This is a genomic window from Paracraurococcus lichenis (assembly GCF_030657435.1).
Taxonomy (GTDB): Bacteria; Pseudomonadota; Alphaproteobacteria; order Acetobacterales; family Acetobacteraceae; genus Paracraurococcus; species Paracraurococcus lichenis.
In genome coordinates this window covers 1-22891 of sequence record NZ_JAUTWS010000011.1, presented here as the reverse complement: position 1 = coordinate 22891, position 22891 = coordinate 1, and the positions used below count along the sequence as shown (strand labels likewise).

General features: G+C 74.3%; 20 protein-coding genes. 8 read left to right on the top strand and 12 right to left on the bottom strand.

Annotated features, from left to right (window positions below):
- Nucleotides 1–137: 137 nt before the first annotated feature.
- Nucleotides 138–3008 (top strand): PAS-domain containing protein, encoded by a 2871-nt coding sequence (locus tag Q7A36_RS13145; RefSeq protein ID WP_305104158.1) that lies wholly within the window; start codon nucleotides 138–140, stop codon nucleotides 3006–3008.
- Nucleotides 3009–3071: 63 nt separating this feature from the next.
- On the opposite strand, the gene Q7A36_RS13140 is transcribed toward Q7A36_RS13145, so the two are convergent.
- The 6 genes from Q7A36_RS13140 to Q7A36_RS13115 all read right to left on the bottom strand — a co-directional run bounded on the left by Q7A36_RS13140 (nucleotide 3072) and on the right by Q7A36_RS13115 (nucleotide 8418).
- On the bottom strand, nucleotides 3072–3365 hold the full coding sequence (locus tag Q7A36_RS13140; protein WP_305104157.1) for a hypothetical protein: 294 nt from the start codon (nucleotides 3363–3365) through the stop codon (nucleotides 3072–3074).
- A 107-nt stretch (nucleotides 3366–3472) separates the two neighbouring features.
- Nucleotides 3473–4297 (bottom strand): calcium-binding protein, encoded by an 825-nt coding sequence (locus Q7A36_RS13135; RefSeq protein ID WP_305104156.1) that lies wholly within the window; start codon nucleotides 4295–4297, stop codon nucleotides 3473–3475.
- A 186-nt stretch (nucleotides 4298–4483) separates the two neighbouring features.
- A complete protein-coding gene (locus Q7A36_RS13130) occupies nucleotides 4484–5461 on the bottom strand; it encodes an N-carbamoyl-D-amino-acid hydrolase (protein WP_305104155.1) in 978 nt (325 codons plus the stop codon).
- Between the two features lie 173 nt (nucleotides 5462–5634).
- Nucleotides 5635–6144 (bottom strand): AAA family ATPase, encoded by a 510-nt coding sequence (locus tag Q7A36_RS13125; protein WP_305104154.1) that lies wholly within the window; start codon nucleotides 6142–6144, stop codon nucleotides 5635–5637.
- Nucleotides 6145–6356: 212 nt separating this feature from the next.
- Nucleotides 6357–7754, bottom strand: a complete 1398-nt coding sequence (locus tag Q7A36_RS13120; RefSeq protein ID WP_305104153.1) for a dipeptidase — start codon at nucleotides 7752–7754, stop codon at nucleotides 6357–6359.
- A 79-nt stretch (nucleotides 7755–7833) separates the two neighbouring features.
- Nucleotides 7834–8418, bottom strand: a complete 585-nt coding sequence (locus Q7A36_RS13115) for a TetR/AcrR family transcriptional regulator (protein WP_305104152.1) — start codon at nucleotides 8416–8418, stop codon at nucleotides 7834–7836.
- Here Q7A36_RS13115 and Q7A36_RS13110 point away from each other — a divergent pair.
- The 4 genes from Q7A36_RS13110 (at nucleotide 8371) to Q7A36_RS13095 (ending at nucleotide 13459) form a co-directional block, all read left to right on the top strand.
- Nucleotides 8371–8472: a zinc-binding dehydrogenase gene (locus Q7A36_RS13110; RefSeq protein WP_305104323.1), complete on the top strand. Its 102-nt coding sequence runs from the start codon at nucleotides 8371–8373 to the stop codon at nucleotides 8470–8472. The genes Q7A36_RS13115 and Q7A36_RS13110 overlap by 48 nt on opposite strands.
- 269 nt (nucleotides 8473–8741) lie before the next feature.
- Nucleotides 8742–9437, top strand: coding sequence for a CBS domain-containing protein (locus Q7A36_RS13105; protein ID WP_305104151.1), 696 nt, complete (start codon nucleotides 8742–8744; stop codon nucleotides 9435–9437).
- A 24-nt stretch (nucleotides 9438–9461) separates the two neighbouring features.
- Nucleotides 9462–11927, top strand: a complete 2466-nt coding sequence (locus Q7A36_RS13100; protein WP_305104150.1) for a cation-translocating P-type ATPase — start codon at nucleotides 9462–9464, stop codon at nucleotides 11925–11927.
- 545 nt (nucleotides 11928–12472) lie between these two features.
- The gene (locus Q7A36_RS13095) at nucleotides 12473–13459 is read left to right on the top strand and encodes a Bug family tripartite tricarboxylate transporter substrate binding protein (protein ID WP_305104149.1); all 987 of its coding nucleotides are present in this window, start codon (nucleotides 12473–12475) and stop codon (nucleotides 13457–13459) included.
- 110 nt (nucleotides 13460–13569) lie between these two features.
- On the opposite strand, the gene Q7A36_RS13090 is transcribed toward Q7A36_RS13095, so the two are convergent.
- The gene (locus Q7A36_RS13090; RefSeq protein WP_305104148.1) at nucleotides 13570–14376 is read right to left on the bottom strand and encodes a class I SAM-dependent methyltransferase; all 807 of its coding nucleotides are present in this window, start codon (nucleotides 14374–14376) and stop codon (nucleotides 13570–13572) included.
- A gap of 113 nt (nucleotides 14377–14489) precedes the next feature.
- Between Q7A36_RS13090 and Q7A36_RS13085 the strand changes: the two genes are divergently transcribed.
- A complete protein-coding gene (locus Q7A36_RS13085; protein ID WP_305104147.1) occupies nucleotides 14490–15917 on the top strand; it encodes an alkaline phosphatase family protein in 1428 nt (475 codons plus the stop codon).
- Nucleotides 15918–16021: 104 nt separating this feature from the next.
- Complete coding sequence (locus tag Q7A36_RS13080) at nucleotides 16022–16342, top strand: hypothetical protein (RefSeq protein WP_305104146.1); 321 nt, start codon at nucleotides 16022–16024, stop codon at nucleotides 16340–16342.
- A gap of 246 nt (nucleotides 16343–16588) precedes the next feature.
- Here the strand turns inward: Q7A36_RS13080 and Q7A36_RS13075 are convergent, their stop codons facing one another.
- The gene (locus Q7A36_RS13075) at nucleotides 16589–17986 is read right to left on the bottom strand and encodes a carotenoid oxygenase family protein (protein WP_305104145.1); all 1398 of its coding nucleotides are present in this window, start codon (nucleotides 17984–17986) and stop codon (nucleotides 16589–16591) included.
- Nucleotides 17987–18058: 72 nt separating this feature from the next.
- Between Q7A36_RS13075 and Q7A36_RS13070 the strand changes: the two genes are divergently transcribed.
- Nucleotides 18059–18967, top strand: coding sequence for a DUF1186 domain-containing protein (locus Q7A36_RS13070; protein ID WP_305104144.1), 909 nt, complete (start codon nucleotides 18059–18061; stop codon nucleotides 18965–18967).
- Nucleotides 18968–18976: 9 nt separating this feature from the next.
- Here Q7A36_RS13070 and Q7A36_RS13065 read toward each other — a convergent pair whose 3' ends face one another.
- The 4 genes from Q7A36_RS13065 to Q7A36_RS13050 form a co-directional block, all read right to left on the bottom strand.
- Complete coding sequence (locus Q7A36_RS13065) at nucleotides 18977–19924, bottom strand: N-carbamoyl-D-amino-acid hydrolase (RefSeq protein WP_305104143.1); 948 nt, start codon at nucleotides 19922–19924, stop codon at nucleotides 18977–18979.
- A 3-nt stretch (nucleotides 19925–19927) separates the two neighbouring features.
- The gene (locus tag Q7A36_RS13060) at nucleotides 19928–21319 is read right to left on the bottom strand and encodes a dihydroorotase (RefSeq protein WP_305104142.1); all 1392 of its coding nucleotides are present in this window, start codon (nucleotides 21317–21319) and stop codon (nucleotides 19928–19930) included.
- 87 nt (nucleotides 21320–21406) lie between these two features.
- On the bottom strand, nucleotides 21407–21898 hold the full coding sequence (locus tag Q7A36_RS13055; RefSeq protein ID WP_305104141.1) for a VPLPA-CTERM sorting domain-containing protein: 492 nt from the start codon (nucleotides 21896–21898) through the stop codon (nucleotides 21407–21409).
- Nucleotides 21899–21994: 96 nt separating this feature from the next.
- Nucleotides 21995–22891: LysR family transcriptional regulator (locus Q7A36_RS13050; protein ID WP_305104140.1), on the bottom strand; the 897-nt coding region annotated here is incomplete at its 5' end.

Genomic DNA, 22891 nt, shown 5'->3' with positions numbered 1-22891 from the left:
GCGGATCGCCGCCCTTCACCCCTGCCGGCCGGGGCGATGCCGATCCGGGGCCGAGGACACCGACCGCCGATGCCGCCTTCCGCCTGCCAGGACTTCGGGCGCCATGCCGGGCCGCGGCCGCCGGCCCGGCCCGCGCCATGAGCGGCCCGCCGCCGGCGGCCGCCCCCTCCCGCGCCGGGCGGGTGCTGCGCGCCGCCCTCCGCGGCCGCGGCAGGCTGACCGCCATCGCCATCCTGCTGCTCTGGGCCGGCATCCTGCTGGCGATCCGCGCCGATGACCATGCCGCCGGCGAAGGGGCGCTGCGCGAGAGCGCCAACATGGCCCGCACGGTCGAGGCGCAGGTCGCCGGCCGCATCGAGGCGATCGACACCAGGCTGCGCTTCGCCCAGGCGCTCTATGCCCGCGACCCGGAAGGCTTCCGCTTCGGGCCCTGGAGCGGCATCGACCCGCAGGGCGACATCCCGGTCGGCTATGTGCTGGACCGCGCCGGCTTCCTGCGCATCGGCCGCGACGGGCCGACGACGGACGGGGAGGACCGGTCGGGCCAGGACTATGTCCGCGCCCATCTCGAGCATCCCGAGGACGACCGGCTGCTCATCTCGGCGCCGATCATGGGGCGCATCGCCGGGCGGCAGATCATCGTCTTCTCCCGGCCGCTGCGCCGGGACGGCGTGCTCGACGGCGTCGTGCTGCTCGCGGTCGATGCCCAGAGCTTCTCGCGCCTCTATCTCAGCCTCGACATGGGGCAGGGGGTGATCGCCCTCATCGGCTTCGACGGCATCGTCCGCGCCTGGGCGCCGAACCCGGAGGAGATGGTCGGCCGCCGCCTGCCCGATGCGCCGACCGCGGCGATCCGCGCCGGCGCGCCGCAGGTCTCCGGGCGCCTGGCCGGCATGGCCGACGGCCTGGACCGCTTCGTCACGCTGCGCCGGGTCGGCCACCATCCGCTCGTGGTCTCGGTCGGCCTGCCGGCCGAGGCGGTGCTCGCCCCGGTGCGGGCCGATCGGAACCGCCTGCTCGCGCTCGGCCTCGTGCTCTCGGTGCTGGCGGTCGCGGTCTCCGCCATGGCGGCGCAGCGGCGCCGCGCCGCCGGGCGGGCGCGCGCGGCGCTGGAGGCGGCGGTCAGCCATGTCAGCCAGGGCATCATGATGGTCGATCCCGACGGGCGGGTCGCGGTGGTCAATGCCCGCGCCGTCGAGCTGCTGGGCCTGCCGCCCGGCCTCGGCGTGCCGGGCCGGCCGATCGCCGACATCATCGCCTGGCAGGCGGCGACCGGCGAGTTCGGCCGCGACCCGCCGCCCGAGCTCCGCTACCGCAGCCTCGCCGCCGCCCCCGGCACGCCGCCCGACCGGCATGAGCGGGTGCGGCCGAACGGCACGGTGCTGGAGATCCGCACCGAGCACCTGCCCGACGGCAGCCATGTGCGGACCTATACCGACCTCACCGAGGCCCGCCGCGTCGCCGCCTCCATCGCCGAGGCGCGCGACCGGGCGCTGGCCGCCGAGGCCGCGCTCGCCGCGACGGTCGAGAACGTGCCGCATGGCGTGCTGATGATCGATGCCGCGAACCGGATCGTCATCATGACGCGGCGGGCGCTGGAGATGCTCGACCTGCCGGAGGAACTCGGCCGGCCGGGGACCGATGTGCGGGCGCTGCACCGCTTTCAGGTCGCGCGCGGCGACCTGGCCAATGCGCCGCGCATCGGGACCGAGACCCGCATGGCGCTGGCCGAGCGCCCGCCCTCCATCCCGACCTATGAGCGGGAGCTGGCCAATGGCCGGGTGATCGAGGTGCGCACGACCCTGCTCGCGGATGGCCGCGCGGTGCGCACCTATACCGACGTGACGGAGCGGCGCGCCGCCGCCCGCGCGCAGGAGCAGGCGCGGGTCGCGGCCGAAGCCAACATGCGCGCGCGCACCGAATTCCTGGCCATGGTCAGCCACGAGCTGCGCACGCCGCTCAACGCCGTCATCGGCCTCTCGGGCCTGCTGCTGGACCAGGGCCTGCCGGAGGCGCAGGCGCAGCAGATCCGGCTGATCCGCGAGGCGGGCGACCACCTGCTGGCGCTGGTCAACGACATCCTCGACATGACGCGGCTCGAGCGCGGCCAGCTCTCGCTGCAGGAGGCGCCGCTCGACATCGAGGCGGTGGTGCAGGCGGCGGTCGGGCTGATGGCGCCGCAGGCGGAGGCCAAGGGCCTGGGGCTGCGGCTGGAGGTGGCGGGGCCGCTGCCCGGCCCGCTGCTCGGCGATGCCGGGCGGCTGCGGCAGGTGCTGCTGAACCTGCTCGGCAATGCCGTGAAGTTCACCGATGCGGGCAGCATCGCGGTCAGGCTCGCGGTCCTTTCGGAGGCGGCCGGGACGGTGCGGCTCGGCCTCTCGGTCGCTGATACCGGCATCGGCATCCCGCCCGAGACCCAGGCGCGGCTCTTCGACGCCTTCGTCCAGGGCGAGAGCGGCGCCACCCGCCGCTTCGCCGGGGCGGGCCTCGGCCTGACCATCTGCCGCATGCTGATCGAGCGCATGGGCGGCAGCATCGCGCTGGAGAGCGCGCCCGGGTCTGGCAGCACCTTCCGCTGCGAGATCCCGCTGCGCCGGGCGCCGGCCGTGGCGGCACCGCCGGCGGGCGGGCTGCGGGTGCTGGTGGCGGAGGACATCCTGGCGAACCGCCTGCTGATCACCCACCAGCTCGGCCGTCTCGGCCATGCGGTCGAGGCGGTGGCGAATGGCGCCGAGGCGGTGGCCGCGGTCCGGCAGGCGCCCTACGACCTGGTGCTGATGGACGTGATGATGCCGGTCATGGACGGGCTGGAGGCGACGCGGCGGATCCGCGCCCTGCCAGGGGCGGCCGGGCGCATCCCGATCATCGCGCTGACGGCGCATGGCTCCCCTGAGGCCGAGGCGGAGTGCCTCGCGGCCGGGATGGACCGCTTCGAGTCGAAGCCCCTCGGGCCGGATGCGCTGCGCGCCGCGATCGCCGCGGTGCTCGAGGCGCGCGCCATCGCCTGATCGCCTGATCCCGGGTGGGCGGGCGGGCGCGACCGGCCGGCACGCGGCCTGGCCGGCGGCGGGTCAGCGCTGCGGGTTGCGGCCGCCGCCGGTCGCGGCGCGCTCGCCGCCCGTCACCGGCGCGGCATCCTCCTCCGGCCGGCCGACATCGGGCTGCAGCGAGCGGCGGTCGGCATCGAGTGCGCGGACGGTCGGCGTCGCCTCGGGCGGCCGGGGCCCTTCCGGCCCGCCGGCCTCCGCGGCGCGGTCGCGGCGGAGGTCGCGCTGCAATTGGCGCGAGGCCTGCTCGGCCGGGCTCTCGGCGCGGGCACCGGCGATGGGCGTGAGGGCGAGCAGCAGGATTGGGCGGCGGCGCATGCAGGGACTCCCCGGGCGCCGCGACAGTGCGATGCCCGGAATTGCAGCGCGCCGGCAACCCGCGGGTTGCCGGCGGCCGCTTCGCCGCCCCGGGAGGTGCCGGCGGGTCAGATCACCTTCACCCAGGTGGTCAGGTGCTGCAGGAAGTCGTCCTTGCCGACGCCCTCGAGGCGGATGCTGTCGTCGCCGATCTTGATGGTGGTGTGGTTGGCGTCGCCGGAGACGAACTGCGCCACGTCGCGGGCATTGGTGATGCCGGAGTCGTTGATGTTGGCGGAGAGCCAGATCTGGTCCTTCGCGCCGAAGTCGGCGATCACGTCGTCGCCGAAGTTGCTGTCGAAGACGAATGTGTCATTGCCGAGGCCGCCGATCAGGGTGTCGTCGCCGGCGCCGCCGTCGAGCGTATCCCAGCCCTTGCCGCCGTCGAGCAGGTCGTTGCCGCTGCCGCCGAGCAGCGAGTCCTCTCCGTCGCCGCCATAGAGGCTGTCGTCGCCCAGCCCGCCGGTGATGCTGTCGTCGCCCTTGTCGCCCCAGAGCTCGTCGGCGCCCTTGCCGCCATCGAGATGGTCGTCGCCGGCATCGCCGTGGACGGTATCGTCGCCATTGCCGCCGAACAGCACGTCGTTGTCGGCGCCGCCGCTGAGCTGGTCGTCGCCGTCCCAGCCGTAGAGGGTGTCGTCACCCCGGCCGGCCGCGAGCGCGTCGCCGCCGAAGCTGCCGAGGAGGTCGTCATTGCCCGACCCGGTGGTGACGTCGATGGCGTGGTGGTTGTCGGTGCCGTCGATGACGTCGTCGCCCTTCCGGTCGGACAGGTCGAGCGTGAACGACTTGGTCGCGAGGTGGTAGTAGGTGCTGAGGTCCTTCGGTACGTCGCCGAAGTGGTCCACGCCATAGAATGACCCGGAACCGATTACTGATGCGAAATCACCCATCTCTGGCAGCCTCCACAGGGGAGCTCACAAAGCTGCGAGCCGTGCCTGCTTCTCACAATCAAATGCTTCCGAATTGCTAATGCGATAAACCCAAGGTTGTAAGACGCACATGCAGCGCGAGCACCCCGGGGCGGCCGGCGGACGCGGACCGCGCCGCCCAAGTTCGCCGCAGAACCCTTTGAGAAGTCAGGAATCCCGGCCGCTCCCGCAGGGCGACCAGACAGGCGGCACGACGCTGCCGACCTGTGCGGTGATGCGCTCATAAGCCTCGGGCCGACGATGTGCCGAAAAGTTGAAGATCGTGGACCGGCCCAACGCGCACATGGCGAGATCGCAATCTGCGACGATCAATTCGTCGTGCCAGCTCGTGGCCTGCGCCATGATCTCGCCCTGCGGATTGACGATGATGGAATGGCCGAACAGCTCGTGCCCGTCCTCCGTCCCGGCCTTCGCCACGGCGGCGGCGAAGCAGGCATTCTGATAGCAGCCCGCCTGGACCGAGAGGTGGCTGTGGAAGACCCGGAGGTGGTGCGCCTCGAAGCCGCGGTTCTCCATGTTCAGGCTCGGCGTGTTGTAGCCGAGCATCACCAGTTCGACCTGCTGCAGGCCGAGCACACGCCAGGCCTCCGGCCAGCGGCGGTCGTTGCAGATCAGCATGCCGATATTGACCTCCGTCCCGCCGACGGGGGCGCGCACCACGGGGAAGCCGAGGTCGCCGACCTCGAAATAGCGCTTCTCCAGGTGCTGCACCCGGCGGTCCGGCGCGTATTCCGCATGGCCGGGCAGGTGGACCTTGCGGTACTTCAGCACGACCTCGCCCGAAGGATGCACGTAGATGGCGGTGTTGAAGCGCCTTCCCTCCGGCGTCCTCTCGGCGAAGCCGAGATGGAAGCCGATGCCGAACTTCCGCGCCGCCGCGAAGAGCGGGGCGGTGGCGTCGGAGGGCATCGCCGACTCGAACCAGTAATCCGCGGCGGCGAGGTCCTCCTCGTACCAGCGGGGGAAGAAGGTGGTGAGCGCGAGCTCGGGATAGACCACCACCTCCGCACCGCGGCGATGCGCCGTTTCCATCAGCCGGACCATGCGGCCGACCGCGACCTCGCGCCCCTCGGCGCGCTGGATGGGGCCGAGCTGGGCGGCGGCGAGGGTGAGGCGGCGGGACATGCGGTGGAGTCCGGGACTGTGGTGGCGGGCAGGGTAGACCCATGGTGCCGAGGCGGGGAGGGCGCTGCCCTCCCCACACCCCACCCGCCAAGGGCTTGAGGCCCTTGGAACCCGGGAGTCGGCCGGTGGGACGGCGGCATCCGCGGGACTCCGCCGTCGGCGCGCGCGCGGGGCTATGCGGCCGCGGCGTCGATGCGGGCGCGGAGTTCGGCGGCCGCCTGCGCGATGCTGCGGCCGGCCGTGTCGAGCACGATCCGTGGTCCGGCCCATGGCTCGTAGGCCTGCCGCTGCACGCTGTCCCAGCTCGGTCGGACCAGGCCGGGCAGGTCGATGGGGCGCGTCTCCACCCGGCGGCGGTGCTCGACGGGATCGGAGCAGACGACCTCGACCTCGAGGATGGGGGAGGAGGCCGCGGCCGCCACCCCGCGCCAGGCCGCGCGCGTCACGCCCAGCGGATTGACGCAGTCCGCGATGACGCCCTGCCCCTGGCGGAGATTGGCCTCGGCCAGGGCATAGGCGACCATATAGCCGGACGGCCCGACATCCCCCCTGAGCATGCCCGAGGACCGCAGCACCTGCTCGATGGCGTCGATGCGCAGCCAGGTGGCGCGCCGCTCGCGTGCCAGCAGGGCGGCGAGCGTCGTCTTGCCCGTCCCGGGCAATCCTCCGAAGACGATCAGCACGACTCCGTCCCTCCGGCGGACAGGGCGGACACGCCATGCGCCGATGGGCTGCCTGTGCCCGACCTGTGGAGAGGCCGCAACGGGGCGAACCGGCGGCCCTGCCGCCCATTGGCCCGGCAGGAGGAGCCGATCGGACAGCGAAGCGCGCGGCGTGGCCATGCGAGGGAAAGCCCGCCGCGGTGCTGCCCGGGTGCCGCCCGCAGGCGATCCGCTCAGCCCGGCAGCGTCGCCGCCAGGACCCTCGCGTAATTGCCGCCCAGGATCCTGGCCGCCTCGGCCGGCGCGAAGCCCTGCGCCAGCAGCGCCTCGGCCAGCGCCGGCGTCTCCCGGTAGTCGCCGAAGGCCGGCGTGGCGAGCAGCCCGAGCATGTCGCTGCCGATCCCCACATGCTCGATGCCGACTGCATCCACCATGCGGGCGATGCCCGCGGCATAGGCGCGCAGCGTCGGCGCCTCCGCCCCCATCAGGGGCCAGACGCCGACCACCCCGCCGGTCGCCGCCACCAGCCGCGCATGCTCCGCCGTGATCCAGCGGCTGCGCAGCCCGGGCCGGCCGGACAGGCCGGTATGGGAGAGGACGAGCGGCTTCTGCGTCACCTCCGCCGCGCGCTGCGTCAGCCAGTAGGTGCCATGCGCGACATCGACCACCACGCCGAGCCGGTTGCAGGCGCGGATCACCTCCGCGCCGAAGCCGGTCAGCCCCTCATGCACCGGCGCCGCGGTCTGGATGTCGCCCAACTCGTTCACCCGGTAATGGACGAGCTGCAGGTGCCGCAGGCGGTGCGCCTGCACGGCCTCCTCCAGCCGCTCCAGCCGGCCTTCCAGCCAGTCCGCGCCTTCCGAGGCGACCACCACGGACGGGCCGGCCCCGGGCTGCAGGGCGGTCCGCAGCGAGGCCTGGTCGGTCACCACCGCGAGGCCCTGGCCGGCGACCAGCGCGGCCAGGCGCGCGAAGGCCTCCTTCGAATGCGCGTACAGCTCGCCGGGCGCGGGCGAACGATAGGCTTCGATCCGGCGGTCCGGCGTGACCGTGGTGGTCGGGCTGTCGGCGACCATGGCGAGCGCGATCAGCCGCATCCCGCCCTCGCGCATCGGCGCCGCCACCGGGTCGAAGGGCCGCAGCCGCGTGCGGGAGAGGATGACGTGGCCGGCATGGCTGTGCAGGTCCATGGGCGCGGCCGCCTCCACCAGCGCCCGCGCCGCCGGGGAGGGGGCCGGCGCCTCGGCGCAGGCCGCGGCGGCGCAGAGCAGCGGCCCGGCGGCGAGCAGCGCCCGCCGCCGCAGCCAGGGGCCCGGCGCCGCGGCGGAGGGCAGCGCGCGGGCGCCGCGAAGCTGCCAGCGCCAGCCCGTGGGATCCTCGGCCGGCAGGGCATGCCAGGTGCCGGCCAGGCGGTGCGGCCCGGGGCCGGCCGGCGCCTCGTCGGCGAAGAGGACCTCGACCGCCATCGCCGGGTCGGGCCGGCAGCCCAGGCAGCAGGCCGCCTCCGGCAGCAGGATCGCATAGCCCCGTGGCATGTCCTGCGGGGCGAAGGCGACGCCTTCCAGCTCGACCGTCGCACCCGGCGGCGGCAGGCCATGTCCCGTCGCCAGCGCATCCCAGGGGAGTTGCATGAGCCCGATCCCGCCTCGACGGCGAAGGCTAGCCCGGGATCGTTGCCGTGTGGAAGCGATGCGGGCCGGGCAGCGCCGCTCAGGCGTGGCGGTCCTCCCCGGCATCGCCGCCCGCGGGCGGTGTCAGGATCGCCTGCGCGATGACGTCGAAGAGGTGATCGGCGCGCGACGCCAGCGAGGGCTGGTCACCGATCCAGGCGAGCGCGCCCAGCACGCCGAAGAGGTCGGTGCCGTCGATGTCGGCCCGCGCCAGGCCCTTCTCCTGGGCGCGGCGGAGGAGGCGGGTGCCGGCCGCGCGCATCGTGACGCAGGAGGCGTGCAGGGCGGACTCCTCCGCCGCGATCGCGGCCACCATGGCGGCGATGACACCGCTGTAGTGGCGCGCGACCGCGACGGCCTCCCGCAGCCAGGACAGCAGCGCGCCATCGGGGCTACCCGAGGCCTCGAGGTCCGCCGCCCGCTCCGTCAGCGCATCGAAGCTCCGGCGGAGCAGGGCCTCCAGCAGCGCCTCCCGCGTCGGGACGTGGCGGTAGAGCGTGCCGAGCCCGACGCCGGCCCGGCGGGCCACGTCGCGCAGCGAGGCCTCGGCGCCCTGCTCGGCGACGGCAGGCTGCGGATCGCCATCGACAGCACCTTCCCGCTCGCAGATGCGCGGGAGGCGCATGCGCGGGCCGGCCAGGGCCATATCCGGGGGAAGATCGTGCTGACGGTCGGGTGAGGGTGCCTGGACTGCCTGGCGCGACCGCCGCCCGCAGGCTGGCCCGACCGCGACGCAGCCAACCCGGTGATCCGGCGCCCGGAGGTCGACCCTGGCGTCCGGGCCTGGCGTCCGGGACCTCGGCGGCGGCGCGGATGACCGGCATGGGTGGGACGCGGTCCTCCGGCGCCGTGTCACTTGCGCTGTGTCAACGCAGGCGGGCACCATCGCCACCATCCTGCCGCCCGGCGGGGGCCGCCGGGGCCTGCCGCGAAATGCGGGAGGACAGCGTGAAAGCACGCGACCTGATGACCACCAGCCTGGTCCTGGTGCCGCCGGAGATGCCGGTCGGCGCCGTGGCGCAGACACTCGCCGGCCGTGGCATCTCCGCGGTGCCCGTGACGGATGCCGAGGGAAAGCTGCTCGGCCTGGTGACCGAGGGCGACCTGATCCGCCGGCTGGCGGAGGAGAAGCGGGGGCCGCTCGGCTGGTTCCTGGCGCTCTTCGGGGATAGCCGGAAGCTGGCGGACCGCTTCGCCAAGGCGCATGGCGCCAGGGCGGAGGACGTGATGACCCGCGACCTGGTCACGGTGGGCGAGGATACGGGCGCCGACGAGATCGCGCGCCTCATGGAACGGCACCAGATCCGCCGCGTGCCGGTGCTGCGGGACGGCAAGCTGGCCGGCATCGTCAGCCGGGCGGACCTGCTGCGGGCGGTGCTCAATCCGCCCGCCCAGGCGCCCGCCGCCGAGGCGACGGATACCGCCATCCTGCGGAAGGTCATCGCTGCGATGCGGGAGCAGCCCTGGGTCGATACCTTCTACCTCTATCCCGACGTGAAGGAGGGCAAGGTCACCTTCTACGGCTTCCACCGCTCGGCCGAGGTGCAGCGCGGCCTCGAGGTGCTGGCGCGGGAGGTGCCGGGGGTGACGGCGGTCGAGGACAGGACCGAGCCGATGCCCTTCTTCCTCCGCGGCTCCCTCTAGCGGCAGGGCCGCGCCAGGACCGCGATGCAGCGGAGGGGGCTCAGCACGGCGGAGGCCGCGGCGCGGCTCCGCCGGGAGGGGCCGAATGCCCTGCCCGATGCCGCCCACCGCTCCCTCGCCCGCGTCGCGCTGGACGTGGCGCGGGAGCCGATGTTCGCCCTGCTGCTGGGGGCCGGGGCGCTGTACCTCCTCCTCGGCGACCTGGCCGAGGCGCTGGTGCTGCTGGTCTTCGCCTGCCTCTCGGTCGCCATCGCGGTGGCGCAGGAGGCGCGGACCGAGCGGGCGCTGGAGGCGCTGCGCGACCTCTCCTCCCCCCGTGCCCTGGTGGTGCGGGACGGGGAGCGCCGGCGCATCCCGGGACGGGAGGTGGTGCGGGGCGACCTGCTGGTCCTGGCCGAGGGCGACCGCGTCCCGGCCGATGCCCGGCTGCTGGCGGCCGAGGCGTTCGAGGTGGACGAATCCCTGCTCACCGGCGAATCCCTTCCCGTGGCGAAGCGCGCCGGCGCCGCGCCGGGCAGCGGGGCGCCGCCGCGCCCGGGCGATGATCCTGCCGCGGTGTTCTCGGGCAGCCTCGTCGTGCGCGGCACCGGCGAGGCGGTCGTGCAGGCGACCGGGCCGCGGACGGAACTCGGCCGGATCGGCGCCGCCCTCGGCGGCATCAAGCGCGAGCCGCCGCGCATGCGGGCGCAGACCGCGGCGATGGTGCGCAGCTTCGCCGTGCTCGGGCTGCTGGCGAGCCTCGGCCTCGGCCTGCTCACCGGCCTGCTGCGCGGGGACTGGCTGCAGGCGGCGCTCGGCGGCATCGCGCTGGCGATGGCGATGCTGCCGGAGGAGTTTCCCCTGGTCCTGACCGTCTTCGCCGTCATGGGCGCGCGGCGCATCGCCCGGGTCGGGGTGCTGCTGCGCCAGGCCTCCGCGCTGCAGACGCTGGGCGCCACCACCGTGCTCTGCACCGACAAGACCGGCACCCTGACCCGCAACCGCATGGCCGTCGCGCTGGGGCAGCCGGAGCCGCCGCTGGACGGGCCCGGCCTGCTGCGGCTCGCCGCCGACGCCAGCGAGGACTCGCCCTTCGACGCCATGGAGGTGGCGCTGCGGCAGGCGGCGCCGGAGGCCGCGGGCGGCACGCCGCTCCGCCACTACGGGCTGCGTCCGGACCTGCCGGCCATGGGTCGCGCCTGGGCCGCGGGCTCGGGGGCGCGGCTGGCGGCCAAGGGCGCGCCGGAGGCCATCCTGCGGCTCTGCGCCCCGCCACCCGCCGTCGCGGAGCGCATCGCCGCCGCCGCCGCGGCGCTGGCCGCCCGCGGACTGCGGGTGCTGGGCGTGGCGGAGGCGGCGGGGCTGGAGCCGGCGCGACTGCCGGCGCGGCTGGAAGAGGCGGGCCTCGTCTTCCGCGGCCTGGTCGGCCTGGCCGACCCGCTCAGGCCGCAGGTGCCGGAGGCGGTGGCGGAATGCCGCACCGCCGGCATCCGGGTGGTGATCGTCACCGGCGACCATCCGGACACCGCGCGCGCCATCGCCGCCGAGGCGGGGCTCGACACCGCGCCGGTGGTGACGGGGGCCGAGCTGGCAGGGCTGGACGCGGCGGGCTTCGCCGCGCGCGCGGGCTCCGCCGCCATCCTGGCGCGGGTCCTGCCGGAGCAGAAATTGCGGCTGGTGCAGGTGCTGAAGGCGGCCGGCGAGGTGGTGGCGATGACCGGCGACGGGGTGAACGACGCCCCGGCGCTGAAGGCATCGCATGTCGGCGTCGCCATGGGCGCGCGCGGCACCGACGTGGCGCGGGAGGCTGCGGCGGCGGTGCTGCTGGAGGACGATTTCGGCGCCATCCTGCGCGCCATACGCCTGGGCCGCCGGATCATCGACAACCTCCGCAAGGCGATGGGCTACATCGTCGCGCTGCACGTGCCGATCGCCGGCATGGCCTTCCTGCCGCTGGCCTTCGGCCTGCCGCCGGTGCTGGGGCCGCTGCACATCGCCTTCCTGGAGATGGTGGTGGACCCGGTCTGCTCCTTCGCCTTCGAGGCCGAGCCGGAGGAGGCCGATGTCATGCGCCGCCCGCCGGAGGATCCGCAGGCGGCGCTGCTGGCGCCGGGGCTGATCGCCTGGGGCGTGGTCCAGGGCGTCGTGGCCTTCGCCACCACCGGCGTGCTCTATCTCTGGGCCTGGGGGGCGGGGCTGCCGGAGCCGGCGCTGCGCGCCATCGCCTTCACCGCGCTGGTCGCGGCGCTGGTGGCGCTGATCCTGGTGAACCGCTCCTTCAGCGCCTCGCCACTGGTCGCGCTGGCGCGGCCGAACCCGGTGCTGCTGGCGGTGCTCGGCACCGTCGGCCTCCTGCTGGCCCTGGTGCTGGTGGTGCCGCCCGTCGCGGCGCTGTTTCGCTTTGAAGGCTTCGCAGCCTGGCAGGCGGGGCTGGCGCTGGCGAATGGCGCGGCCGTGCTGCTGATCCTCGAGGCGGGGAAGCGGCTCCGGAATGCCCTGCCCCGGCGGTGACGCGGCACGCTGCCGATCCGGCCCCCGTCGCCGGCGTCGCTGCCGGGCGACCTTCCGGCGAGGCGGCGGAGGTCGGACGCGGGTCGCGTCCACCCGGTGCATGCGCGTCGCGGTGAGGGGGGGCCTGGAACCGGTCTAGGAAAATTATCTTCTCTGCGGTCCGCTCGTTGCGCTATCCTGCGCCGGTGACGAAGGGGTCCGCTCGACATGCCGCGCATTGCCCTGCACCGCGCTGCCCGAAGGGTCCTCCCGCCCCGGCCGCCGGGCGGCCCGTCCGCGCCCTGCCGCTCCACCCCCGCCGGACCCTGCGGCGCCGTCCTCCTGGCTCCGTGCCCCGAAGCCGCCGCAATTGCCCCCGCAGCTTTGTCCGAATCCCGCAAGCCGCCTCTCCGCAAAACGCTAATATTCCTAAAATGTCTCACCGTCCACGCCCAGGCTGCCTGGTTGATCAAGGCCTTGCCGCCGAAAGGTCCGCACCGGACTCAGCCCGCCCTGCTGCCCCACGGCTTGCCCGTCTCGCCACCCTCGGCCATCACGGCGGTGCCATGACGCACCCCACCCGCCGCGCCCTGCTCGCGCTTGCCGCTCCCGTCTCCCTCGGCCCGCTCGCCGCCCCGGCGCTCGCCCAGGGCGAGTTCCCCAACCGTCCGCTGCGGATGGTGATCCCCTTTCCGCCGGGCGGCGGCAGCGACATCCTCGGCCGCCTGCTCGCGCAGCGGATGGGCGATGCGCTTGGCCAGACCGTGGTGCCGGAGAACCGCTCGGGCGCCGGCGGCAACATCGGCACGGAGGCGGTCGCGAAGGCGGCGCCGGATGGCTATACCCTCGTCACGGTCTTCAATACGATCGTGGTGAACCAGTTCGTCTATGCGAAGCTGCCCTTCGACCTGAAGCGGGACCTCGTCCCGGTCGCCAAGGTGGCGCTGGCGCCGACCCTGATCTGCGGCGGCCCGAAGCTGCAGGCGAGGGACCTGCGGGAGGTGGTGGAGATCTCCCGCCGCCAGCCCGGCCTGCTCAACCACGGCACCCCCGGCCTCGGCACCATCACCCATGTGAGCGCCGAGCTGATGGATTCCATGTCCGGCGGCAAGCTGACGCATGTGCACTACCGCGGCACCGGCCCGGCCGTGACCGCCTGCGTGAGCGGGGAGGTGGAGCTGGTCTCCGCCCCCCTCTCGGCGGTGGAGGAGCTGGTCAAGGCCGGGCGCCTCCGCGCGCTCGGCAATCTCGCCGGCCAGGACAGCCCGCTGATGCCGGGCATCCCGACGGTGGCCGAGGCCGCCGGCCTGCCCGGCTATGCCGTGGACAATTGGGGTGCGGTCCTCGCCCCGGCCGGCCTGCCGGAGCCCATCCGCCAGCGCCTCGAGGCCGCCGCTCGCCAGGCGGTGGACACGCCGGAAGGCCGCGCGGCGCTGGCCGCGCGGGGGATCGAGGCGAGCTTCGCCGATGGCGCCGCCGTGTCGCGCATCATCGAGGAGGACAGCCGCCGCTGGGAGCCGGTGATCCGCAAGGCCGATATCCGGGTGGAGTAGGCGGATGGCGGCGGCGCTCGGCGGGCGCCCAGGCCGCCCGCGCCGCCTTGTATGTTAAGCGAGCCGATTCAGACCTCTGGGCCATCCGGCCCTTCGGTCATCGGCGCGCCTCAGGCCCGCGCCTCGGCAATCAGCGCCTGGATCGGGGTTTCGGTCGCGCCCTCGCCATAGCGGGCGGCGATGGCCCGCGCCGCGGCCTCCGTCGCCCGCGCCGGCCCGGCCGGATCCCGCGCCTCCAGCTCCGTCCGCAGCGGCGAGCCCTGGCAATAGCCCATCGCCGGCGCGTGCGGGGAGGGCGCCGGCCAGGTTGCCGGCACGGACTCGATCCGGATCTCGCCGAAGCCGGCGGCGGCGAGATCGGCCCGCAGCACCGCAGGGTCGTGATGGCCGAAGGGCGTGCGGCCTATGAAGCCCGGCGGGTCCGCCGGCCAGAGCGCCGCCACCACCTCCTGCACCAGCGCCGCCACGGGGTTCAGGTCCAGCCGGTCCCAGAGGCTGAGCAGGTAGCGTCCGCCCGGCTTCAGCACGCGCCGCGCCTCGGCATGGGCGCGCCTTCGGTCCGGGTAGAACATGGCGCCGAACTGGCAGACCACGGCATCGAAGCTGGCATCGGGGAAGGGCAGGTCCTGCGCATCGGCCGGCCGGAAGGCGACGCGCGCGAGGCCGGGCTTGCGCGCGGCGTGGTCGAGCATGGCCTGGTTCAGGTCGGTCGCGGTGATGGCGACCGTCGGGGGCAGCGCCGCCGCCAGCACCTCGGTGGCGATGCCGGTGCCCGCCGCCACCTCCAGCACCGCGCCCGCCTGCAGGTCGGCAAGGCGGTGCGCCACCGCGGCGGCATGCGGCCCGAACATGCCGGGGCCGAGGCAGCGGTCATAGATCTCCGGGATGGAGCCGGTGAAGCCCGCGTCGCCTGCCATCCTGCCCTCCTTCGTCGCCATGCCGGTTTGAAGCCCGGCTGCCGGCGGTTGCGCCAACCCTGGCGGCACACGAGACCGCGCGGCATGGTGCGGCGGCAAGGGAGGACGCGCCGATGACCCGCTGCATCATGGTCGCGCTGGACGGGCTGCGGCCGGACATGGCGACACCCGCCCTGACGCCGCATCTCTGCGCGCTGGCCGCCCGCGGCACCCGCTTCGCCCATGCGCGCAGCGTCTTCCCCTCCGAGACGCGGGTGGCCACGCCCTCCCTCATCACCGGCTGCCGCCCGGGTGGGCATGGCATGGTGGCGAACACCGTCTTCGACGCGGCGGTCGCGCCGGACCGGCTGCTGCGCACCAAGTTCGTCACCGACGTGCTGGCCATGGCGCAGGGCCGGGAGAGCCCGCTGCAGCGCCCCTCGCTGGCCGAGCGCCTGGCGCCCGCCGGCCGCAGCTTCGCCCTGGTCAGCGCCGGCACCCATGGCGCGGCGCATCTGCTGCACCCGGCCGCCGAGCGGCTCGGCAGCTTTCGCTGGAACGTGGAGGACGTGGAGGGTACGACCGCCGCCGCGATGCGCGAGCGCTTCGGCCCGACCCCGCCCGCCGGCGTGCCGAACACCGCCCGCGTGGCCTTCGCCGGCCGCGTGCTGCTGGAGCATGTGCTGCCCGTGCTCCGCCCCGATGTGGCGCTGCTCTGGCTCTCCGAGCCCGATATCGCCTTCCACTATCTGGGCCTCGGCCATGCGGCGACGCTGGCGGCGCTGCGTGCCGCGGATGCGGTGCTGGGCCAGGTCGTCGCCTGGCGGGACGCGCAGCCCGATGCGGCGGAGATCGCGATCCTCGTGCTCTCCGACCACGGCCATGTCACGGGCCAGGGCAAGCGCAGCCTGCGCGAGGACCTCTGCCGCGCCGGCTTCCGCGCGGGCGAGGGGCTGGCGCCCGGGACCGACATCGTCGTCGCGCCCGCCGCCGCGCCCGGCCTCTGGCTGCGCGATGCGGCGTTGGCGCCGCAGGTCGCGGACTGGCTCGCCGCGCAGGCCTGGGCCGGCCCGCTGCTGGCGCGCGACCCCGCCATCCTGCCGCCCGGCCGCGCCTTTCCGCTGGCCGCGCTCGGCAGCGCGCATGCCCGCAGCGCCGACCTGGTCGTGACCTTCGCCGGCGGGGAGGGGCCGGATGCCTGGGGCCTGCCCGGCACCGCGGGCTTCGACACGCCGGACGTACCGGAGGGCGGCGGCATGCATGGCGGCCTGCACCGGGCGGAACTGGCGACGGTGCTGGTGATGCAGGGCGGCCCCGTCCGCGCCGGGGCGGTGGCGCAGGAGGCCGCGGACCTCACCGACATCGCGCCGACCGTGCTGCACATGCTGGGCATGCCGACCGAGGGCATGGAGGGCCGCCCGCTGCGCGCCGCCTTCGACGCCGCCGCCGATGCGGAGCCTTTGCGCGAGATGCTGGACCTGCCCGGTGGCTTCCTGCTCGAGGCGATGCGGGCCGCCCCGGGCGGCCGCCTCTACCCGACGGCGCTGCGCCGGGCCGGCTGATCGCGCGAGGCGAGCGGCAACGGCGGAACGCGCCGCGCGGGCCGCCGTTCTCCGCCGCAGGCGGCGACCCGTGCGGGGAAGCGCCGCCAGCGGAGGAACGACCCATGCGCCCCATCCTGCTGGCCGCGGCTGCGGCCCTGCTCGCCACGCCGGTCCTCGCCCAGGGCGTGGACCCCAAGGCCAGCGGCGACCTTGCCGCGCTCGACAAGGCCTGCCGCGACGGCAGCGTGCAGGCCTGCACGGAGCTTTCGGTAAAGAGCGGGCCCTCCGGCCCCGGTGCCCCGGGGAGCGGCCGGGCCGGCGCGCGGGAGCGGGAGGAGGCGCATGGCCATCCGCCCGCGGACAGCGCGGCGGGCGGCAATGCCGTGCCGCGCGCTTCCGGCGAGGGCGGCGCGATGCCTGTCCCGTCGCAGAACCGCCGTTAAGGAAGCGCCGCCGGAGCCTGCCCGCGCCGGCCTCGCGCGCGGGTCGGCGCAGTGCGCCGGGGATGCGGCGGCTGCGCGCCGATCAGGACGCCGGACCGGTCAGCATCCATGCGGGCCGGCATGCATCGATCCGCCCGGGCCCGCGCCGTGCCCGGGCGGCGGAAAGGGACCGACGCTCCGGCCCGGGCCGGAGCACCGCGTGGATGGCCGCATGGCGGCGCAAGCCCTGCGCCGCCATGCGGGGCGCTAGACGCCCGGCACCCAGGCGCCGTGGAAGCCATGCGGCACGCGGCCGGGCAGGGTGACGGTCGCCACCGGCCCGGCCGCGACATCCTGCGTGTCCAGCACCAGCACCTCGCTGCGCTTCTCCGCGCCGCGCCAGGCGACCGTCAGCAGCCAGCCATCGCCCTCCGCCGCCGCGGCGTCGCGCGGGACGAAGACCGCCTCCGACAGCGCGTCGCCCTCCGGCACCGTGAAGCGCGCGCGGCCGCCGTTTGCCAGGTCGCACCAGACCAGCGTGTCGAGCGCGAGGTCGCGCCGCACCGCCGGCGACTGGCCGACGAAGACGCCGTGGCGGTTCGGCAGCCCGGCGCGCCGCTCGTCGAGACGCGGGAACTCGCCGGTCATGTCGTCCAGCCTCTCCCGCCGGAAGGCATCCGTCCCCGCCGCCGGGTCGAGCGTCCAGCGGGTGAGGTGCGCCTGCGTCTCCTCCGGCCGGCTCGGCGTGCCGTCGGCGCGGGGGAAGAGCGGCGGCGCGGCGAATTCCATTACATCGGCCAGCACGCGGCCCACTGCGTCCTCCCAGGCATTCAGCACATGGAAGGCGAAGCAGGACTCCGCGCGGAACCAGCGCAGCGAGGCGACGCCCGCGTCGCGCCGCAGCAGGCCGACCTGCCCGCCGAGCTCCGGCTCCCACGCGAAGGGCGGGCCGCCGCGCATGGCGCGGCCGAGGCTGCCGGTCAGCGGCATAAGCGGGAAGAGCACGTGCCGCGCGGTGACGGCAAAGTCGTGCACCATGGCGCAGAAGGCGACCGGGAAGTGCTCGAGCCGTGTCACGCGCCCCGCGGCCGAGAGCGTGCCCCAGCTCATCACCGGGCTCAGCGGGCCGCCTGCGGAATAGCCGAAGAAGACCAGCTCGCCGGTCGCGGGATCGGCCTTGGGATGCGCGGTGAAGGGGCCGGAGAGCGCCCCGAAATCCTCGACGCCGAGCGTCTCGACCGTCGCGGGGTCGAGCGCGAAGGGCAGGTGCGCCTCCTCCAGCGCCAGCAGCCTCCCGGCATGCCAGGCCAGGGAGGTATTGGCGAGGCCGGTATCCGGCACGCCGATGGCGCGGCCGCCGCCGAAGCCGACGGAGAGCGCGTGGCCCGCCGCGCGCTCCGCCCGGAATTTGTCGGTGCGGACCCAGCGGTTGCGCCAGCGCGCGCGGCCGTCGCGCAGGGTGAAGGCATGCACCATGCCGTCGCCGAGGAACCAGTGGTGCCGCGCCGGATCGGGCGGCGCGAACTGCGGGTTGGGCCCGTTGCGGAACAGCGTGCCGTCGAGGCCGCGCGGGATCTCGCCGGTGACCGGCAGGTCGCCGATATCGTGCTCCTCGGCGATCGGGGCGAAGTTGCCCCGCTCGAAGAAATACTGGCCGTCCTCCATATACGCGGCTCCTGCCCCGGACCCGCCCATGCTAGCGCGGTTCGGCAGGCCCGCGGCGAGGGAGGAGAGGACATGCTGGAACCCTGGCGGCAATTCGCCGATCCGGACCAGGGCCCGCCGGGCGAGGCGATGCGCGCCACGCTCGATCGCTGGGAGGAGGCCGCGCCCCACCTGCTGCAGGTGCTGGACTCCTATGCCGAGGGTCGCGACCGCTCGGACGCCGCGGCGCGCATAGCCTTCCATGCGATTTACCTTGCTGCGCAGAAGCGGGAGCGGCGGGCCTTTCCTGCCCTCTGTCACCTTGCGCGTGACAACGACGCGCTGGAGGCGGCAATCGGTGACGGAATAACGCAGGATTTTGGTTCAATCCTCGCGCAATGCTTCGATGGCGACCTGGCCCGGCTGCGGGCGCTCGCGCTGGAGCCGACGGCGGACGAATACGTGCGGCACGCTGCGCTGGACGCCATCACGCTGCTGCATCTGCAGGGCCGGCTGCCGATGCCGGGCGCGGAGCCGCTGCTGCGGGACCTGCATGCGCAATTGCTGGCGCAGGCCGAGGTCCCCGACATGGTCTGGGTCGGCTGGCAGCAGGCTGTCGCGGTGCTGGGGATCGAGGCGCTGCGACCGGCGGTGGAAGCGCTGTTCCGCGAGGGGCGGATCGACGCGAGCTTCATGGGATTCGAGGATTTCGAATCCGACCTGCGGCAGGCGACCGAGCCCGGCGCCGACCGGATGGCGCTGCTCGAGCGGCTGGGCGTGCATCCCGTGGAGGACGTGCCGGCGCTGTTCGACGAATGGCACCGGATGCGCCAGCGGGAGGAGGCGGAGCGGGCGCGGCTGCGCGCCCGCGGCCTGCCGGCGCGCGATCCCGATGCCTGGGTGCAGCAGCCCGCGGTGAACCCCTATCGCGGCGTCGGCCGCAACGACCCCTGTCCCTGCGGCAGCGGCAAGAAGTTCAAGAAGTGCTGCATGCCGGCCTGAGGCGCTGCGTCAGCCCGGCGGGACCGCGCCCACCCGCTCGGTGATCATGCCATACCACTGCGGCCGGCGGTGCGCCGCGAAGTTGAACATCTTCTCCTTGCCCTGCCGGCAGGCGTCGAAGTCCACATCGGCTACGATCACCTCGTCGCCCAGCGTCTTCGCCTGCGCCACCACGATGCCGTTGGGATCGACGATGCAGGAGCCGCCGATCAGCCCGGCGCCGTCCTCGTCGCCCGCCTTCGCCACCGCCACCGCCCAGGTCGCGTTCATGTAGGCATTGGCCTGCGCCGCGAGCGTGGAGTGGAAGGTCCGCAGCTCGGCGCTCTCGTTCTCGCCGCCGTTCGGGTCGTAGGCCGCCGAGTTGTAGCCGACCATGACCAGCTCGACCCCCTGCAGGCCGAGCACGCGCCAGCCCTCCGGCCAGCGGCGGTCGTTGCAGATGAGCATGCCGAGCACCGGCGAGCCCCATCCCGCCGGGCCGCGCGCGGCGGGGAAGCCGGTGTCGCCGTACTCGAAGTACATCTTCTCCAGCTGCTGGTAGCGCTGGCCGGGCTTGACCGCGTCGCTGCCGGGCAGGTGCACCTTGCGGTACCTGAAGAGGATCTCGCCCCCCGGCCCGACGGTGATGGCGCTGTTGAAGCGCTGCCCGTCCGGCGTCAGCTCGGCATAGCCGACATAGAAGCCGACCCCGAGCGCGCGGGCGCGGTCGAAGAGCGGCTGCACCGCCGGGTTCGGCATCGCCGCCTCGAAGCAGCCGAGCAACTCCGGGCTGTCGCAGTCCATCGGCCAGCGCGGGAAGAAGGTGGTGAAGGCGAGCTCGGGGAAGACCACCAGCTTCGCCCCTTGCGCCGCCGCCTGCTCCAGCAGCGCGACCATGCGGGCGAGGATGGCGGCGCGGCTGTCGGCGCGCTGGTTGGGGCCCATCTGGGCGCCGGCGAGGCGAAGGATGCGGGACATGGCTCAGGCCTCTCCGAGGACGCTGTCGCGGTGCTGGCGCGGGACGAAGCGGCCGGTGCCGGGCTCCGCCAGCACCTCCCGCCCGTCCCAGATGCAGGCGCCGCGCAGGAAGGTGGCGGCGACGCGGGCCTTCATCGCCCGGCCGTCATAGGGCGACCAGCGTGCATCCTCCCGGTCGCGGATGTCGCTGGCGTCGAAGGTGAAGTCGCCCCGCTCCAGCACGCAGAGATCGGCGTCGCAGCCGATGCGGAGGGCGCCCTTCCTCGGGTAGAGGCCGTGGAAGCGCGCCGGCCGCTCGGCGCAGTAGAGGGCCATCAGGCTCGGGGGCAGCCCGCGCTCCGCCAGCAGGCTGTACATCAGCGGCGCGAAGCTCTGCATGCCCGTCAGCCCGGCGCCAGGAGCGAAGATGTCGCCCGTGTAGAGCTTGCGCTCGCGCGGCCAGGGCGCGTGGTCGGTCGAGACATAGGCGACCTGGCCGGCGGCGAACGCCGCCCACATCCGCTCCACCTCGGCCGCGGTGCGGAAGGGCGGGTTGCACTTCCCGAAGCCCTCCAGCCGGACCAGGTCCTCCTCCGTCATGCAGAGGTACTGGATGCAGGCCTCGCCGCTGGTCCTGGCGCCGGAGCGGCGGAAGACCTCCGCCAGCTCGAAGCCGCGGGCGATGGAGCTGTGCGCGATATGGACATGGCATCCGGTCTCCAGCGCCATCTCGAAGATCTCGAGGTCGGCCATGCTCTCGGCCAGCGGCGGGCGGGTGCGGGCATGCATGATCGGGTCGGTGCGGCCGGCGGCCCTGGCCTCCTCCGTCAGGCGCAGGACGAGTTCCTGATCCTCGTTGTGGATGGCGCACATCAGGCCGGTCTTCGCGATCTCGCGGAAGGCGGCCAGCATGGTCGGGTGGTCGATGCGCGGGAAGCGCACCGCGTCGTATTCATAGGTGGAGAGCTTGAAGGAGCAGGCCCCCGCCTCGGCGAGGCCGGCGATGGCCTCCACGCCGCCGGCCTTGGTGATGGTGCCGTAGAGCGCCATGTCGACATGCGACAGGCGGTTCACCCAGTCGATCTTCTCGTGGAGGATCGCCGCGTCGGTGACCGGCCGCGGCACGTCGTAGGGCATGTCGACGCAGGTGGTGACGCCGCCGGCGGCGGCGGAGCGGGAGGCGCCCTCGATCCCCGGCCAGCCCGTGGAGGAGGAGGTGTGCATGTGCCCGTCGACCAGGCCCGGCAGGATCAGCCGGCCGCTATGGTCGGCCGTCTCGCGCGCGGGTGGCGGCGCGCCCTGGCCGATCGCCGCGATCGTCTCGCCGCGCACCGCCACGTAGCCGCCGGGCAGGACGGCATCGGGCAGCACGAGGTCGCCGAGGATGACGCGGTCGAAGGGGCTGGCGGTTGGCATGCGACTCTTCCTGCTGGAGAGCCGCCAAGGTGGAGCGCGATGCGGCCGGAGGCCAGCCCCCGGGGCCGGCTGCGTCGCGCGTCGCGGTCAGGCCTTGCGGCGGCGGGTCGCGGCGAGGCCGGCGAGGCCGCCGAGCAGCAGGGTGAAGGCGGCAGGCTCCGGCACGGCGGACCAGGTACCGAGGGTGCCGGACACGGCCGCGGAACCTCCTGCGTCCCAGACACCGGTGAGCCGGGTCTCGAAGTAGTTGCCGTACCTGTCGTCGATCGACATCAGCGCCGGGCCTGGGATGGTTTCGAAATGGCCGAGAACCGGGGTGCTGTCGACGGGCGTGATGGTGAAGGCGCCGAGCAGGTTGGTGCCGTCGTAGTGGAAGGAGACGAAGGACGGCGCGAGCGGGTCGCCGAGCACGTAGCTGTCCTGCAGGGTCAGGGTCGCGCGGGCGAAGACGTCGTGGCCGGCGGCGGTGCTGCACGCCGTGCAGAGGCCCTCGAATTGATAGGTGATGGTGCCGGCCGCGGCGGGCGCGGCGATGGCCAGGCCGGCGGCGAGGAGGAGCGCGAGGCGCGAGGCGGACACGAGGATGCTCCGAAATCGTTGCGCCGGCATCCTGGCCACAAACCGCGGTTGATACAACCTGGTTGGAAACGATTATCCAATATTCCTGGTCCGGCCTCACCCGGCCGCGGCGGCCTCGCCATGGCCCGCGGCGAAGAGCCCGCGCGCCACGCTGACCGCGAGCCGCGCCGCCTCGCTCTCCCGCTCCCCGTTCCAGACCAGCGCGACGCCGACGCTGGCGACCGGCCCGGCGAGCTCGCGGAAGCCGACGCCGGGCGGCCGCAGCACCGCCATGCCGGAACTGACCAGCGCGACGCCGAGCCCGGCCGCGACGAAGGCGAGCTGCGCCATGGCCGAGCTGACCTCGCGCACCGCCACGGGCTCGAAGCCCGCGGCGCGGCAGGCGCTGACCTGCGCGTCGAAATAGGCCGGGCTGATGCTGCGCGGCAGCAGCATCAGCGGCTCCCGCGCCAGCGCCGAGAGCGGCAGCGGCCCCGGCCGGCCCAGCAGCGCATGGCCCTCCGGCAGCGCCACGACCAGCGCGTCGCGGCCCAGCGGCAGGACGCGCAGCGGCAGGCGGTCGCGGTCGAGCCGGGCGAGGGCGAAGTCCACCTCGCCGCGGCGCAGCGCCTCCACCGCATCGGCCGTGTCCATCTCCTGCACCGCCATCGCGGCGTCCGGCTGCGCATCGCGCAGCGCCCGGACCAGGGGGGGCAGGAAGTCGAAGAGGGCGGAGGTGACGCAGGCCAGGGCCATCGGCATCTGGCGCCCCGCGCGCAGCTCGCGCGCGAGCACCTCGACCTGCTTGGCATCCTCGGCGAGGCGGCGGATGACGGGCAGCAGTGCCTCGCCCTCCCGCGTCGGGCGGGCGCCCTTCCTCGTCCGCTCCAGCAGCTTCACGCCGAGCTCGGCCTCGAGCGCCTGGATCTGCGCCGAGAGCGGCGGCTGGGAGAGGCCGAGCCGCGCGGCGGCACGGCCGAAATGGCCTTCCTCCGCCACGGCGAGGAAATGCGC